Annotated in this window: 14 protein-coding genes; 7 read left to right on the top strand and 7 right to left on the bottom strand. The window is 48.1% G+C overall.

Annotated elements, in window-relative coordinates; translation table 11 throughout:
- Window positions 1-60 precede the first annotated feature (60 nt).
- Together GSO_RS11785 and GSO_RS11775 are read right to left on the bottom strand one after the other, a co-directional pair.
- A complete protein-coding gene (locus GSO_RS11785; RefSeq protein ID WP_010492451.1) occupies window positions 61-702 on the bottom strand; it encodes an NAD(P)H-binding protein in 642 nt (213 codons plus the stop codon).
- Window positions 703-1,097: 395 nt separating this feature from the next.
- Window positions 1,098-2,027 carry a metal ABC transporter solute-binding protein, Zn/Mn family gene (locus GSO_RS11775; RefSeq protein ID WP_010492449.1) on the bottom strand — a complete coding sequence of 310 codons (930 nt, stop codon included), beginning with the start codon at window positions 2,025-2,027 and terminating at the stop codon, window positions 1,098-1,100.
- Window positions 2,028-2,226: 199 nt separating this feature from the next.
- Here GSO_RS11775 and GSO_RS17880 point away from each other — a divergent pair, with 199 nt between their 5' ends.
- From GSO_RS17880 to GSO_RS11750, 5 genes are all read left to right on the top strand, one after another.
- Entirely contained in the window at window positions 2,227-2,346 is a 120-nt protein-coding gene (locus GSO_RS17880; RefSeq protein ID WP_010492447.1) for a putative metal homeostasis protein, read from the top strand.
- A 76-nt stretch (window positions 2,347-2,422) separates the two neighbouring features.
- Complete coding sequence (rpsN, locus tag GSO_RS11765) at window positions 2,423-2,692, top strand: 30S ribosomal protein S14 (protein WP_010492445.1); 270 nt, start codon at window positions 2,423-2,425, stop codon at window positions 2,690-2,692.
- 343 nt (window positions 2,693-3,035) lie between these two features.
- Window positions 3,036-3,779, top strand: a complete 744-nt coding sequence (locus tag GSO_RS11760; protein WP_010492443.1) for a metal ABC transporter ATP-binding protein — start codon at window positions 3,036-3,038, stop codon at window positions 3,777-3,779.
- Window positions 3,776-4,669 carry a metal ABC transporter permease gene (locus tag GSO_RS11755; RefSeq protein WP_010492441.1) on the top strand — a complete coding sequence of 298 codons (894 nt, stop codon included), beginning with the start codon at window positions 3,776-3,778 and terminating at the stop codon, window positions 4,667-4,669. Before GSO_RS11760 ends, GSO_RS11755 begins: the two co-directional genes overlap by 4 nt.
- The gene (locus GSO_RS11750) at window positions 4,666-5,607 is read left to right on the top strand and encodes a metal ABC transporter solute-binding protein, Zn/Mn family (protein WP_010492438.1); all 942 of its coding nucleotides are present in this window, start codon (window positions 4,666-4,668) and stop codon (window positions 5,605-5,607) included. The genes GSO_RS11755 and GSO_RS11750 overlap by 4 nt, the downstream gene beginning before the upstream one ends.
- 161 nt (window positions 5,608-5,768) lie before the next feature.
- Here the strand turns inward: GSO_RS11750 and GSO_RS11745 are convergent, their stop codons facing one another.
- The 3 genes from GSO_RS11745 to GSO_RS11735 form a co-directional block, all read right to left on the bottom strand.
- Window positions 5,769-6,101: an ArsR/SmtB family transcription factor gene (locus tag GSO_RS11745; protein ID WP_010492436.1), complete on the bottom strand. Its 333-nt coding sequence runs from the start codon at window positions 6,099-6,101 to the stop codon at window positions 5,769-5,771.
- A 138-nt stretch (window positions 6,102-6,239) separates the two neighbouring features.
- Entirely contained in the window at window positions 6,240-6,869 is a 630-nt protein-coding gene (locus GSO_RS11740; RefSeq protein ID WP_010492434.1) for a cation efflux transmembrane domain-containing protein, read from the bottom strand.
- Window positions 6,870-6,991: 122 nt separating this feature from the next.
- Window positions 6,992-7,192 carry a hypothetical protein gene (locus GSO_RS11735; RefSeq protein WP_010492431.1) on the bottom strand — a complete coding sequence of 67 codons (201 nt, stop codon included), beginning with the start codon at window positions 7,190-7,192 and terminating at the stop codon, window positions 6,992-6,994.
- A gap of 133 nt (window positions 7,193-7,325) precedes the next feature.
- On the opposite strand from GSO_RS11735, the gene GSO_RS11730 reads away from it, so the two are divergent.
- The gene (locus GSO_RS11730) at window positions 7,326-8,855 is read left to right on the top strand and encodes a multicopper oxidase family protein (RefSeq protein WP_010492429.1); all 1,530 of its coding nucleotides are present in this window, start codon (window positions 7,326-7,328) and stop codon (window positions 8,853-8,855) included.
- A gap of 35 nt (window positions 8,856-8,890) precedes the next feature.
- On the top strand, window positions 8,891-10,261 hold the full coding sequence (locus tag GSO_RS11725; protein WP_029345597.1) for an MFS transporter: 1,371 nt from the start codon (window positions 8,891-8,893) through the stop codon (window positions 10,259-10,261).
- Window positions 10,262-10,497: 236 nt separating this feature from the next.
- Here GSO_RS11725 and GSO_RS11720 read toward each other — a convergent pair whose 3' ends face one another.
- Together GSO_RS11720 and GSO_RS11715 are read right to left on the bottom strand one after the other, a co-directional pair.
- Window positions 10,498-10,863 carry a hypothetical protein gene (locus GSO_RS11720; protein ID WP_010492426.1) on the bottom strand — a complete coding sequence of 122 codons (366 nt, stop codon included), beginning with the start codon at window positions 10,861-10,863 and terminating at the stop codon, window positions 10,498-10,500.
- 288 nt (window positions 10,864-11,151) lie between these two features.
- A complete protein-coding gene (locus tag GSO_RS11715) occupies window positions 11,152-13,869 on the bottom strand; it encodes an HAD-IC family P-type ATPase (RefSeq protein ID WP_010492423.1) in 2,718 nt (905 codons plus the stop codon).
- Window positions 13,870-14,392: the final 523 nt, after the last annotated feature.

Below are 14,392 nucleotides of genomic sequence, written 5' to 3'. Positions count from 1 at the left end.
AGTTGCTACCTACTGAGCGGGCTTCCGGTGAAATCTTTTTTAATTGGCAAAGAACGGGTTTCAATAGAAGGAAGGTTTGTCACCTTGCGTATTCGGTTGGTCAACCCCAAGTGATTGACCAATGTGCTGGCTAGGATCGTTGATTAAATTGACGACTAGATCCGCGATGCTGCGGCGTGAAACCTCTGTTCCCTTGAACGGCTCACCTTTTTGGGTGATCTCGTAGCTCACGATATTTTTGTTGGACAGCCATGCCGGACGGATAATCGTATAAGCTAAATCAGACGTCTCAATGACTTTAGCGGCCGCCGCATAAGTTTCCAGATAGCCACCGTCTAACATTTTGTGATTCCAGCGGCCAAATGCACCGGGAACTTCATCATAAATGCCCAGCGTTGAAATCCAGATTAACCGTTTAATGTTGTTGGCATCCATGGCTTGGACCACTGACTTGGCTTGGTTTTCAATGCCTTTGTTGCCTAGATTGGCATAGACAAGATCACTGCCGTTCATGGCTTTTGTCAGAAGGGGAGTGTCGGTGACATCTCCGTCAACAACGGTTTCCCGCTGGTCATTAACGTTTTGCAGCCGCTCAGCGTGACGCAGAAACAAGTTAAGATGATGCTGAGTTTCTTTCAACAGGCGCTGGCGTACCAATGTTGCAATTTGTCCGTGGGCGCCTAGAATCATGACATTTGCCATGGTCATCTTCCTTTCTTGTTCGTAAGTCAATTTCATTGTAACACTGTCGATTTTGGGTGGAAGGCGGCGGAAGGGAGGTGTTGGCTTCTATAACGCGTTCGCCGGCGCAGGGGTCTGCGTGTAAGGACCTCAGTCGCAATGACCAAGCCCGGGTCATCGCGCCTGAGGCCGCTTACACTCCGACCCTAAACGCGCCGACTCACGCTCACACAAAAAAGCACGCCATTTCTGGCGTGCTTTCCTTCTGGCCGGGGTTGTCCGGTGCTTTTGACCCGGAGCTATGGTTTGTCATGTAATCAAAGCTAAGCGATTGACGAATTCGACAGGGGATGTGTCTTGCCGAAATTAAAAGTAAAGGAGAAAAAGTGTGGCAAACCCTCGTGGCCAGAAAGAGGTTATTTGCTTACCGAAGTGGCGCTGGATGATGACTGATCCTGGATTTTTTCAAGCTGCTCATATTGGCTTGTCATCCAAGTGCGGTAGTTTTTACCTTTTGGCAGCGTTTCGGTAACCTTTAAGACCGGCACATTGTTTTGTTCGGCTAGTTTGACCAAACGCGTCACGGTCTTCGAAGATGCCTGGATGTTATTAACGAAGAAGGCAATCTTCTTTTCTTTAATGTCGGTTTCGATACCGTGGATATCCTTGGCACTGTAATCGGTACCGTCTTCAGTAGACTTGGAGAAGTGTTCATCGTTGACTTTATAACCCATGTAATCCAAGGCATAGCCGAAGACTGGTTCGGAAACGTCAACGAGTTTGCCATTTGCATTAGCCTTTAGTTTGTTGATTAAAGCGTTGAGATCATCCAAGGAAGCGATATACTTCTTCGCGTTGGCTTTGAACTTAGCCTTGTCAGCCGGGTCCTTCTTGGCGAACTTGTCGGCTAAGGCATTAGCCAACTTCGGCATGGTTCGCGGATCATACCAGATATGTTCGTTGTCGCCTTCCTTTTTGCCCATCAGATCGTCAGCAACTTTTAAGTAATTTTTCGACTTGTTTTCGGACTTGACGACTTTGTCCATCCAGCCGTCATAGCCGATACCGCTGGCAACCACTAAGTCAGATTTTGCAACTGACTTGCCGACTTTAGTAGTTGGTTCATAATCGTGCGGATCCACGGCCGGATTGTCGATAATCGACTGAACCGAAACTTTATTACCGCCAACCGCTTTGGCGACCTCACCATAAAAATCGACGCTGGCAACAACCTGAATTTTGCTGTTGCTAGTGCTGGATTGCTTTGCGGCACCATTATTACCGCATGCTACGCCGAAAATGGCTAGCAGTACGACACTGATACCTGCAAGTAATCGCTTCATCATAAATACCCGCTTCCTTCCAAAACGTAATCATTACGCTTTAAACCATAAAGCAAGCGGAGCAAATTGACAAGCAAAATTTTTAAATTCTAATCCGAAAACAATTGCCGCCAAAATTTCATTGACAGCAAAAAGGCCGGCATGATAAGGTTAAATCCGTCGTTTAAGCGTAATGATTACGATTAAAAGGAGCTGAAAAATTTTGGAAAAAACCGATTTGGCGAGTGCACGGCGGCGTATGAAAAGCCCAAACATCAAAACCCGTAAGCGCGCCTTGAAGATTTTGCATGAGGCGAAACGCAAACAACAAAAGAATCGATAAAAGGAAGTATACGCCTGTCAATTTGCGAAACCAACAATGACAGTGTGGTCACTTCATAACAGAAAGAGGTAAGCGAATGGCAAAAAAATCAAAGATTGCCAAGGCCAAGCGCCAGGAAAAATTAGTTCAACAGTATGCGGCGAAGCGTGCGGAACTCAAAGCAAAAGGTGATTACATCGGACTTAGCAAATTGCCGCGTGATTCGAGTCCGGTTCGATTACACCATCGTGATGCATTGGATGGCCGACCACATGCGTATATGCGTAAATTCGGTCTTTCCCGACTCAACTTTCGCGAGCTGGCACACAAAGGACAGATTCCGGGTGTCCGCAAAGCTAGTTGGTAGTAGTGGCGTACCGCTGAAAAGATTCATTGCTTTTAGCGAGACATTGAGCCGTGAAAATGTTTAAAATAACATATCCATAAACACAGTCCTATGAACAATCAATGAGATTGCTCATGGGCCTTTTTTTTATGGCTAATAGTGATGAATTTATGTATTCGATTTCATTGCTTATTAATTTAGCTTAATTAGCGGTCATCACGAAGAAATTTGGTTAACGAGTTATAACTTTAAATGGGTTACCAATATTTTTTAAGTACGCCTTAAAAAACACTTGTCAGTAGGCACGGTTTTCTGTAAGCTAAGGATGAAAGCAAATTAGGTCACCCTAAAATTGGAGGTTCTTATGTTAACAGTCAAGAACCTGACCGTTGCCTACGCTGACACACCGGTGTTTGCTGATGTTGCCGTTCATTTTAACGCAGGCAAGATCACCGGGATCATTGGGCCTAACGGAGCAGGTAAATCGACCTTGATCAAAGCCATACTGGGCTTGATCAAGGTCCAATCAGGAACAGTGGACTTTTCTGGCAAAACACTCAAAGAAGTCCAGCAAGCCATTGCTTATGTTGAACAGCGTAAAGATCTGGATCTGACATTTCCGATTAATGTTCTGGATCTGGTGCTGACCGGGACGTATGGGCGCTTGGGTTTATTGAAAAGTCCCGGAAAAAAAGAACGTCAGGCAGCCTATGATGCGCTTGAACAAGTGGGATTGGAGGAATTTACCAAACGTCAAATCAGTCAGTTGTCCGGTGGCCAGCTACAGCGGGTCTTTGTTGCACGGGCGATCGTCCAGCAAGCTGACATCATGATTCTCGACGAACCATTTGTCGGTATTGACATGAAAAGTGAGCAAGAGATCATGACGATTCTGAACCAGTGGCGGGATGCCGGTAAAACATTAATTGTCGTGCATCACGATCTGAATAAGGTATCGAATTATTTTGACGAACTTGTCGTCATGAACCACGGCATTATTGCTGAAGGACCGGTTGAAGAAGTTTATACGGCCCGGAATATTGAACGGGCATTCTCGGCGGACCTTTCCAATGTATTGTTTGCAACTAAGGAGGGGGCGAGCGCATGAACTCATTGATTGAATTTTTTAACGCGTTAGGCAAGTATGACTTTCTGCAAAGCGCATTAGTAACCGCGATTATGGTCGGTATCATGTCCGGATTGATCGGTAGCTTCATTATTCTACGCGGCATGTCGTTGATGGGCGATGCGATCTCCCATGCGGTGCTGCCGGGTGTGGCGGTTGCCTATATGCTGGGCGTCAACGTGATGATCGGCGCGTCGGTGTTTGGGATTATTGCCGCCTTATTAATCGGTTTTGTAGCCGCTAACAGCAAGATTAAAACCGACACCTCGATCGGCGTTGTGTTCAGTGCGTTTTATGCCTTAGGATTCATTTTGATTTCAATGGCAGAAAGCGCCACGAATTTACACCACATTCTGTTCGGTAACATTTTGGCGGTTAGCGATAGCGACATCATGACCACCGCGATCGTCTTAGGCATCGTCGTCCTGTTCGTGGTTCTGTTCTATAAGGAACTGTTGATCACGTCCTTCGATAATACCTTCGCCAAGACGTATGGGTTAAACACCACGGCCATTCACTATGCCTTGATGCTTGTTTTGACTTTGGTGACAGTTTCAGCCTTGCAGACAGTCGGGATCATTCTGGTGGTTGCGATGCTGATCACTCCAGCAGCAACGGCCTTCTTGTGGACCGACCGTCTCGAAACCATGCTCATCATGGCAGCCAGTGTGGGTGTGATCTCATCCATCACCGGCCTATACTTCAGCTTTACCTTAAACTGGGCATCCGGTCCGGCCATCGTGCTCGTAGCGGCCGTCCTATTCGCTATCTCATTTATTTTCTCGCCGAAGCAGGCATTCTTTAGTTTTAGCAAGCGTCAGCGGACCAAGGAAGCTGCGACAACTCAGACAGCGGAGGAGATTGTTCGATGAAAAAGATTTTAATCACAGTTGGGGCGTTAATTGTCATGATCGGTGGCGTGTTTTGGTTCGTCAACAGTCGCAGCAACGCACAAAAAGATGCAGCCAGTACCGGGCAAAAATTACGCGTCGTAACCACCAACTCGATTCTTGAAGATATGGTGCAAAATGTCGGCGGCGAGCGGATCAAACTTTATAGTATTGTGAAGCGCGGTACCGATCCGCATGAATACGAACCGCGACCGACCGATGTGGCGGCGACAAGCGAAGCCAATCTTGTTTTCCACAATGGCTTGAATCTCGAAACCGGTGGCAATGGCTGGTTCAAGAAACTAGTCAAAACCTCACACAAAGCTTTTGGTAAGGACGTCTTTTCCGCAAGTGCCGGGGTTACGCCGGAGCATTTGACAACCAACGTCAAGGAAGAAGATCCGCACGCGTGGCTGGATTTGGCTAACGGAATTCAATACGTTAAGACTATCACCAAGGTGCTTAAGGAAAAAGATGCCAAGAATGCTGATTACTATCAGAAGAACAGTGATCAGTATGTTGCCAAGTTACAAAAGCTGCATAAAACGGCGCAATCACGGTTCCTAGACATTCCGGAAAAACAACGCGTTTTGGTAACATCAGAAGGTGCTTTTAAGTACTTCTCCAAGGCTTATCACGTGACTCCGGCCTACATTTGGGAAATCAACACCGAAGCTCAAGGGACGCCAGAGCAAATGCAAACGGTTTTGGCTAAGATCCGGTCGTCAGAAGTTAAACATTTATTCGTCGAAACATCGGTATCACCGAAGTCGATGAACAAGGTAGCTAAAGAAACCGGACTTTCGATCTATTCCAAGATCTTCACCGACTCCCTTGCGGCTAAAGGCAAGCAAGGCGACACGTATTATACGATGATGAAGTGGAATCTCGACAAGATCCACGATGGCTTGGCGGGGTAGTGCTCGAAGCCTTTGATAAAGTACAGAGACATGCTCATGTGTGAAGTCGGCTAGTAATTGGCCGGATTCACATCAAAAACAGCGCTGCTCGCGGATTTTCGTAAAGGAATCTGCGGGTGGCGCTGTTTAGTTGGCATAAGGGGGCCTTGCTACGCGTGTTGTTACTCACCATGTCGTTTACCACGGGCGACGTGGTCGGCGTGGGCGAGCATGGCGTCGATCACCGTGATAATGTGAGGATCGTCCAAGCGGTAGTAATTCGCCTTGCCCACTCGTTTGGCGCTGACCAGCTGATGCTTACGCAGGAGTGCCAGCTGATGGGAGACGATCGATTGTTCGAGCCCCAATAAGTCGCCAAGCTTGCTGACGTTGAGTTCCTGCTGTTCGAGTAACTTCAACATCTGTAGTCGGATCGGGTTGCTCAGCAGCTTAAAAATATGTTCGGCTTCGGCAAGCTTAGCTGATTCGACTAATTTTAACGAGTTGGCAGTCATAAATGTCATCGCTCTTTTCTGAAATGGGTTTCGCGGATTGTTTTTTGAATATAAAACGACCTTAAAGCAAGATGTCTTAACATTCAAGGCATGTTACTTTAAGGTCATTTTGATTCGAGGTGGTAATGAACCATGAATTCAATCACGGTCTAATCCCGTTTGTAGGCTTTCCCAACCTTCAGTCGCAACAAAGTAAACCAGAATCAAGGCAGCCACTGAATCAGCCCACCACCAATTAAGCAGCCAAGTTAACAAACTGCCAAGCAAAACCGTAGCGGCCATATACGCACAGGTGATGTTGCACATGCCGTCTTCGACTAATGCTGCAGAAGCCAGCTTTTGGCCAAGATGGCGTTTTTTCAACGTCAGAATCGGCATTAGCAACACAGAGGCAATGGCAATTCCAATCCCGCTAAAGCTGCTTTCAGCGGCAGCATGGGTCACAAGGTTGAAGCCGGAAACACCGACTACATAAAGACTCAGCAGTAGCAAAACGCTGCCGACCACAAGACTCGAGCGCCGTTCAGCCGCGGCTACAACTGCCGCGGGTGCACCGCTGTTTTCTTTTTTAAGTCGCCAGATTAAGGTTGCTCCCGAAATGATTTCAAGAAAACTATCTAGCCCAAACGCGATTAATAGAATCGAACCGGCTTGAAGACCTGACCATAACCCGATGATGAATTCAAAAGCCATCCAAGCCGTCGAGAAGTATTCAACCCGAATGGCTGCGGTCATATCATGCTTTTCAGTAATGGAAAGTGGCTGCATGCTCATCCCCCTTGTTCATCTTGATTGCTAACACATGATACATTTAACATATGTATGTGTCAACATATATAACTGATCGAGGGGTTCATCGATGGCCGAAATCGGCCAGCTGGTTGGGCACATTAATGTTGCGGAGCGTGGCCTTGATGATGCGTTTCGCGGTCAGCGTGATAGGCTGAGATTAACCCCGAGATGGCATCAAGCGACATGATAATACCCATTAACCACATCGCAGCCATGTTGTGCATGGTAGCAATTAGCACCAGCAGCACGACATTGAGGGCCAGCATGAACCAGCCCATTGACTTTGACATTGTTTGCATGTTCATTTCCTCCTTTTTCAAAAAAAGTTCCCCAAACGGCGCTGATGGATACGCGCCTAGTTTAGATTAATTCTAAATTGTATTTATGGCAACCCTAAAAAGTGCTAAAATTCAAATTAAGGGGGGACCGATGATGAAAACCTATACCGACTATTTCTTTGATGAGCCGGCGTTTGACTTGCACGATGGCGGCTATGTGCCGCTTGAGGTAAGCGATGCGCCAGCCAAACCCTTGAACGTACCGCCTTTGTTGAAGCCTGACAAAGAAACGGCAACTGATGTTTATTACACAGTCACGGCAGAAGCGGGCGAGACGCAACTGTTGCCGGGACCCAAGACCAAGACGTGGGGATACAATGCCAGCTTGTTGGGGCAGACCATTGTTTATCGCCGTGGTCAGCACGTTCACGTGACGTTGAAAAATGCGTTGCCAGAAGTGACGACCTTTCATTGGCATGGGGCCGATGTGAGTGGTCCTTATGTGGATGGTGGCTGCCATGCGCCGGTTTATCCAGGTGAAAGTAAGCAAATTGATTTCACACTGGATCAACCAGCTACAACGCTTTGGTTGCACGCCCATCCGTGCCCGGAAACGGCGGAGCAGGTATGGCATGGACTAGCGGCGATGGTCATTGTCAAAGATGACCATGAGGAGAGTCTGCCACTGCCACGGAACTATGGCGTGGATGATATTCCGGTTATTTTACAGGATCGGCGCTTTCATGAGAATAATCAATGGGATTACCGTGCTGATTATGATCCTGATGGGGTTGCCGGCCCGACTGTTATGATCAACGGGACGGTTAATCCTTATTTTGACGTGACGACGCAAAAAGTTCGGTTACGCTTTTTGAACGGTGCCAATCGTCGTGAATGGCGTCTGCATTTTTCTGATGATCTGCCTTTTACCCAGATTGGCGGGGATGGCTCGTTGCTGCCAGAGCCAGTTTCATTGACTCATTTGATGATGACGTGTGCCGAGCGAGACGAGGTCATCGTTGATTTTGGTCAGTATCATGAAGGCGACGAGGTGACCCTGTTCACGGATGACGTGCCAATATTAAAATTCCGGATTCATGCATTTAAGCCGGATCACTCCCAGTTGCCGGATAAGCTATTCACCGTGAATGCACCGGCGGTAGATCCTGCTTTGCCAATTCGGCATGTGGTTATGCAAGGGATGGATGAAAGTGTCGCCATTGACGGCAAGAAATTTGAAATGCAGCGGATTGACGCTACTCAACCGATTGGCAAGGCCCAGTATTGGGATGTCACCAATAGTAATGAGGCGCCTGGCATGGTTCATCCGTTCCATGTGCACGGCACGCAATTTTTGGTTCTGTCACGTAACGGTCATGCACCTTATCCGAATGAGCATGGCTACAAAGATACAATTGGCGTTAACCCGGGTGAAACGGTTCGGCTACTGGTTCGGTTTGACTTGCCCGGGGTTTATATGTATCACTGCCATATTCTCGAACATGAAGATGGCGGCATGATGGCGCAAATCGAAACGTTTGATCCGAATAAACCAAAACAGGGATACAAGTTGATGGACATGGATACGTTAATGAAGGCGTTGGCAAAAGAACGCGGCGTCAAGCCATCTGAATTATGGATGGGCGGTATGCAGTCCTATGAAAAAATGGGCATGAAAATGTGAGGCTCCAACCATACTAAATAGAAATCGATGATGTTATGAGTGTTTCAACGATAAGACATCGCGGTGCGTTTGTGGCAACATTGCTGACAGGAACGTTCTCGATGTCAATTTCGCAGTCTTCTTTGAGTACCGCGTATCCGGCGTTTATGAAAGCATTTGGCTTAGGCGCGGATACGGTCGCGTGGCTGACAACCGGTTTTATGCTGGTGATGACATTGATGATTCCGGTCAGTCCGTGGCTTTTGCATAACGTTCCGTTTCAACGGTTATTTCAGGCGATCGAACTGATCTTTGCAATCGGGACCGGGCTTTGTATCTGGGCGCCGAACTTTACCGTTTTGATGATTGGCCGGTTGCTTGAAGCAGTTGCCGTCGGGATTATTTTTCCTAGCTTCCAGACGGTCTTGTTGACGATTACACCGCATTCGGAACGGGGCAAAGTGATGGGCACCGCCGGCTTGGTAATGGGCTCAGCGTTGGCAGTCGGCCCGATTATTTCCGGGGTACTGCTGACTTGGTTTCCATGGCAGGCACTGTTTTTATTCTTCCTGATCGTGTCGCTGTTGGTGCTGGCAGTTTCGACGGTGACGATTGCTTCGGTGATGCCGATGGCGCCAACTCGATTGGACTGGGTTTCGTTTATTTTGTCTGCCAGTTTTCCAATTTTGCTATACGCCTTGAGCGCTTGGTCAAAGCAAGGCTTGCATGCCGGAGTTGTTGGCCTACTGATTCTAGGCGTTTTAGCGGCCGGTATTTTCGTGGTTCGGCAGTTGAATCGCCAGCCACCGATGCTGCAAATGCGGGTGTTTGCGACCGGTATGTTTACCAAAGCGGTATTCTTAACCGGCATTTCCTATATCGGGTTAATTGTCACGACGATTTTAATGCCGCTGTACTTTCAGACGCTGTTAGGCTTATCGCCACTGGTTTCAGGACTGTCTTTGGTTCCGGCGGCAGTTTTACTGAGTCTGCTTAACCCGGTTAGCGGTCGGTTACTTGATCGCTTTGGGCCGCGATTGGTTGCGATGATCGGGATGGTTCTGATTACCGGCGGCTTTGGTTTGCTGGCTATTTTTGCCCATCACCTACCACTAATTGGCGCGATCGTGTTGGCGATGGCGACGGAAGCGGGTAATGCATTTGTGATGATGCCATCAGTGACCGCTGGTGCAAACGCCTTGCCGAATGACTTGGTGGCAGATGGCACCGCCGTCACCACGACCGCCCGGCAGCTGTTCGGTTCGGCCGGCGTCATGTTTGCAACGGTCCTGCTGGCTAACATGCAAACGACGCTGCACAGCAATGCTGGCGGGTTCGTTGTCACCTTTGCTGTCTTTGCCGGTGTGGGACTCATCGGCTTGTTACTGGCGTTGACGTTGCCGAAAACGGTCGCAAAAGCGCAATAAGACGATAAAGACGGCTTCCTGTCACGAGGGTAACATCCCTGCGCAGGAAAGCCGGCTTTACGTAATATAGGATCTAGACTTAAAAACATTTTCATACTTGTATGAACAAAACGCCGCCTAACCCGAAAAAGTTAGGCGGCGTTTTGTTGCAACTAAGCTGCTTGACTGAATGACTTAGCCGCAGTGATCAGGAGAGAAGCCGTGATGCGACTAGGAAAGGAGGTAACGCGGTTGCTTCAGTCAACAAAAACCAACTCGATTTCCGCGTCGGCCGGTTTAATGTTAACTGACAAATGACGGTTGAGGTCGGCAACCAGTTTGCGTGCAAATGCCATTTTTTCATCGAAATCAGTCATATGCGAGGTGAAAGGAACGCTTTGATAATCGAAATTTTCCCCGATGAACGCTGGGTCAGTCACATAACGCAAATTATTTTGGTCATGCCGACTGCCTGGCCTTAAAACGGTATCCAAATACTGATACAAAATCGTTGGCTCGTAGTTCAGCGGTTTATCAAGGGTCGTGGTAATCTTATAGCCACTTGCTTCACCAGCAAATTCTTCGTTAATTTGGACTTGCGTGAGACCTTGGTACAATTTCAAAACGATCAGCTCCTCTTCTTTTCACTTACAGTATACCAGCTGTATTTTTATTTAAAAGACCGAATTTAGGATTGCCTGAAATATTTTTTGGTGACACGATGCGGATGTGCTCAACCTCGTCACTGGTACTGAAAAGAAAAAAGCACTCAAAAAACCCGCCAAGTCGGGGGATAATTAACCAACTTGGCGGGTTTTATGAATACGCATAAGGTTTGTTAGGGAAACCTTACTTATATTATTACCATTGTTATCGCAAAAAGAAAAGAAAAAGTTTAGGGCATCCGAACATTATTCATTGGTTTTGGAAACAGAAGGGAAGGTACCGTGTCCGTGCAGCCTGTCCCACCGGATGCGAATGATTTTATCGATTTCCGTGACGATCAGGATGATAGACCCGGCCGCAACTGCCAACCCCCATTCACGCCAAGACATAGGTGCGGTCTGAAAAATATCCTGCATAAACGGTACGTAAGTCAAGAAGCACTGCAGAGCCAGCATGACCGCGATGATGACAAACGCCATGGGATTACTAAAGAAGTTCTTGGAAAGTGCCAAGGTGTTTGTGCGGATGTTGAAAAGGTAAAAGATTTTACCTAAGACAATCATGTTGACCATCATTGTGCTGGCAGTTACGCGGTCGGTCAAATGGTTGGCCGTCAACCAATCAAAGGCCCACAAGCCGATTCCAGCTATCATCATCGCCACGTACGCAATCTGGAAAACATCGTGCTTGTGCATCATCGAAGCGTTTTTCTTTCGCGGCGGCCGATCCATGGTACCGGCTTCGGCGGGTTCGAAGATGAAAGCAAATTGAATGGTAATGGCGCTGACCATGTTAATCCACAATAGTTGACTGGCACGCAATGGCATGGCTTGTTGCGTCAGAATGGTGAATACGATCACTAAGCCTTCCGCAAATGATGTCGGCAGCAGGAACAAAATACTTTTCTTGATATTTTGGTAAATCCGGCGGCCTTGAGCAATCGCCGTTTCCATGCGGGCAAAGCGATCATCGGTCAAAACCATGTCGGCCGCATCTTTGGCGACATCGGTTCCGGATTGCCCCATGGCGACGCCGACATCTGACTTTTTGAGGGCCGGTGCATCATTGACACCGTCGCCAACCATGGCAGTGACGTTCCCGGCATCCTGCAAGGCGGTCACAATCGTCAGCTTGTCCTTTGGCGTGGTTCGGGCAAAAACATCGGTGTCCAGAATGGCCTGTTGCCGTTGGTCATCTGATAGTGCGGCTAACTGGGCGCCGGTGATGGCTTTCGGAGAATCGGCCATGTCCAGTTTCTGTGCAATTGCCAGCGCCGTTTCTGGATGATCGCCGGTAATCATTTTGACTTTAACGCCAGCACGCCGCATTTGTTTGATCGCGGAGATGACCGATTCACGCGGCGGATCAATGATCGCGGTGAGCCCCAGAAAATCAAGCCCTTGTTCTAAAAGAGCCGGGGTGATCTCGGTGGTGTCAGGCGCGACGATGCTTTCGGCAACGGCAATGACACGCTGGCCTTGAACACTGAATTGACTGGTTAACTTTAAATAATAGTCGGTGTCGAAATCCGGATGAGCAGTTACGACCAAAGGCAGCAACTTATCGGGCGATCCTTTGACAAATAAGCGGGTTTTCCCGTCAGCACACTTTGCCAACTTGGCCATATAGCGATTGTTGGAATCAAACGGCATTAAATCGCGTTCGGTGTTGTCCGGATCCTTTTTAAAGACTTTGTAATAGGCAGTGAGAAAAGCGCCATCAGTGGGCTCGCCGTTGATCACATACCGGCCGTCTTCTTGATGCAGCTCGGTGTCGTTCGCTTCAAAACCGGCCGTCAGCAAAGCAATTAAATCCGGATGGGCGGTCGGCTGAATCGGCTTGCCGGCACGTGTAAAGTTTCCTTTTGGCGTGTAACCCGAACCGCTGACCTCATAGGTGGCCTTTGGCGTGACAATGGTGGTAATGGTCATTTCGTTTTTGGTCAGCGTGCCGGTCTTATCGGTACAGATGACATCAACGGAACCCAAAGTCTCGGCGGCTGGTAAGGTTTTGACGATGACGTGCTGCTTTTTGGCCATGTTGGAAACGCCCATGGCCAAGATGACAGAGGTGGTGGCCGGTAAACCTTCTGGCATCGAGCCAACGACCATCGTGACAATGGCGAGTGCCAATACAGGCAGACTGTACTTGCCGATGATCAGGCCAAAAATGAAGAGCAGAACCGCCGCGGCGATGATCGCATATGAAATGCCTTTCCCGATGCCATCAATTTCACGCATCATCGGGGAGCGGCCCTTGCGAACATCGGAGACGGCTTGGGAAATTTTACCGAATTCCGTGTCGTGGCCAGTGGCGACCACGATTCCGATGCCGCTACCACCTGCAACGGCTGTCGAAGCAAAAGCCATATTGCTTTGATCGGCAAGCGGCGTATCAGCCGGCAGCGTGGCAGTGGTCTTAATGACAGAATTAGCCTCACCGGTCAAGACGGCTTCTTGAATGGTGAGGTTGTCGATATCAACGAGGCGCAAGTCGGCAGGTACATTGTCGCCGGCTTCTAAGAACACAACATCGCCAACCACTAAATCCGCACTGGGGATGTCGAGACGCTCACCGTCCCGATAGACAGTGGCTTCAGGCGCCAGCATTTTTTTGATTTTCTCAAGCGAGTCGCTGGCGTTGCTTTCCTGATAGTAGCCGATGATCGCGTTGACGATAATCACTAAAACAATGACTGAAGTATCGGTGACATCACCAATAATCGTGGTCAAAATTGCGGCAATCATCAGAATATAAATGATCAGGTTGTTAAACTGTCGCAGAAAAATCAGCCATTTTGGCGTCGGATGCGATTCAATGGCGTTCGGACCATTAACTTTTAAACGTTCAGCGGCCTCAGCTTTGGAGAGACCGTGGTCAAGGGATGGGACCTGCAACTGCTGCTGCAGATCCTTGATACTGTGCGCCGTGGCGGGCGGTTGCGCGTCAGGAACTTCTTCCATACGTAATTCCTCATTTCGTGATATAAATTTTCTGTTACTATCCTTATCATATGGGATGCCTAAACCTGATGCAATAAATTTGTATAACTGATTTAATACGCAGGGAAAATTTCACATTTTTCAAATTTTAAAAGGGGGTCACGGTGAATTTGAAAAAAGTTTTCTGAAAGCAAGCTGGGCAAGGAAAAGCCGTGGAATGCCCATAAATCGGCATTCTTGAGGCAGCATTATTAAATTAACTAATCACAATTTGTTCACTGAAAATACAAATTATTTTCATGAAACGGTTGACGATATCAGCTTCAAGGCATATTCTATTAGAGGATTAAGTTAGGGAGACCTAAAAGGCCTTGTTCCCCAGGGACTTAACTTTTTTCAGAGCGTGAACTGGCGCGGTTAGAAGCTGGAGTGTAAGTGGCCTTGGGCGTGATGGCCCGGGCTTAGGCCATCGCGACCAAGGTCCTTACACGCAAGCTTCTGCGCCAGTGAACGCGTTTAAAAGAAGAGCGTGAACCAGCCCGGT

This window comes from Lacticaseibacillus zeae DSM 20178 = KCTC 3804, from assembly GCF_000260435.1.
Lineage (GTDB): Bacteria > Bacillota > Bacilli > Lactobacillales > Lactobacillaceae > Lacticaseibacillus > Lacticaseibacillus zeae.
This window is presented reverse-complemented; position numbering and strand designations above follow the sequence as displayed.

Bases quoted from the DNA above. Each gene is read 5' to 3' on its own strand.
- GSO_RS11785 (WP_010492451.1), bottom strand. From the start codon at position 702: ATGGCAAATGTCATGATTCTAGGCGCCCACGGACAAATTGCAACATTG.
- GSO_RS11775 (WP_010492449.1), bottom strand. From the start codon at position 2,027: ATGATGAAGCGATTACTTGCAGGTATCAGTGTCGTACTGCTAGCCATT.
- rpsN (WP_010492445.1), top strand. From the start codon at position 2,423: ATGGCAAAAAAATCAAAGATTGCCAAGGCCAAGCGCCAGGAAAAATTA.
- GSO_RS11760 (WP_010492443.1), top strand. From the start codon at position 3,036: ATGTTAACAGTCAAGAACCTGACCGTTGCCTACGCTGACACACCGGTG.
- GSO_RS11755 (WP_010492441.1), top strand. From the start codon at position 3,776: ATGAACTCATTGATTGAATTTTTTAACGCGTTAGGCAAGTATGACTTT.
- GSO_RS11750 (WP_010492438.1), top strand. From the start codon at position 4,666: ATGAAAAAGATTTTAATCACAGTTGGGGCGTTAATTGTCATGATCGGT.
- GSO_RS11745 (WP_010492436.1), bottom strand. From the start codon at position 6,101: ATGACTGCCAACTCGTTAAAATTAGTCGAATCAGCTAAGCTTGCCGAA.
- GSO_RS11740 (WP_010492434.1), bottom strand. From the start codon at position 6,869: ATGCAGCCACTTTCCATTACTGAAAAGCATGATATGACCGCAGCCATT.
- GSO_RS11735 (WP_010492431.1), bottom strand. From the start codon at position 7,192: ATGCAAACAATGTCAAAGTCAATGGGCTGGTTCATGCTGGCCCTCAAT.
- GSO_RS11730 (WP_010492429.1), top strand. From the start codon at position 7,326: ATGAAAACCTATACCGACTATTTCTTTGATGAGCCGGCGTTTGACTTG.
- GSO_RS11725 (WP_029345597.1), top strand. From the start codon at position 8,891: ATGAGTGTTTCAACGATAAGACATCGCGGTGCGTTTGTGGCAACATTG.
- GSO_RS11715 (WP_010492423.1), bottom strand. From the start codon at position 13,869: ATGGAAGAAGTTCCTGACGCGCAACCGCCCGCCACGGCGCACAGTATC.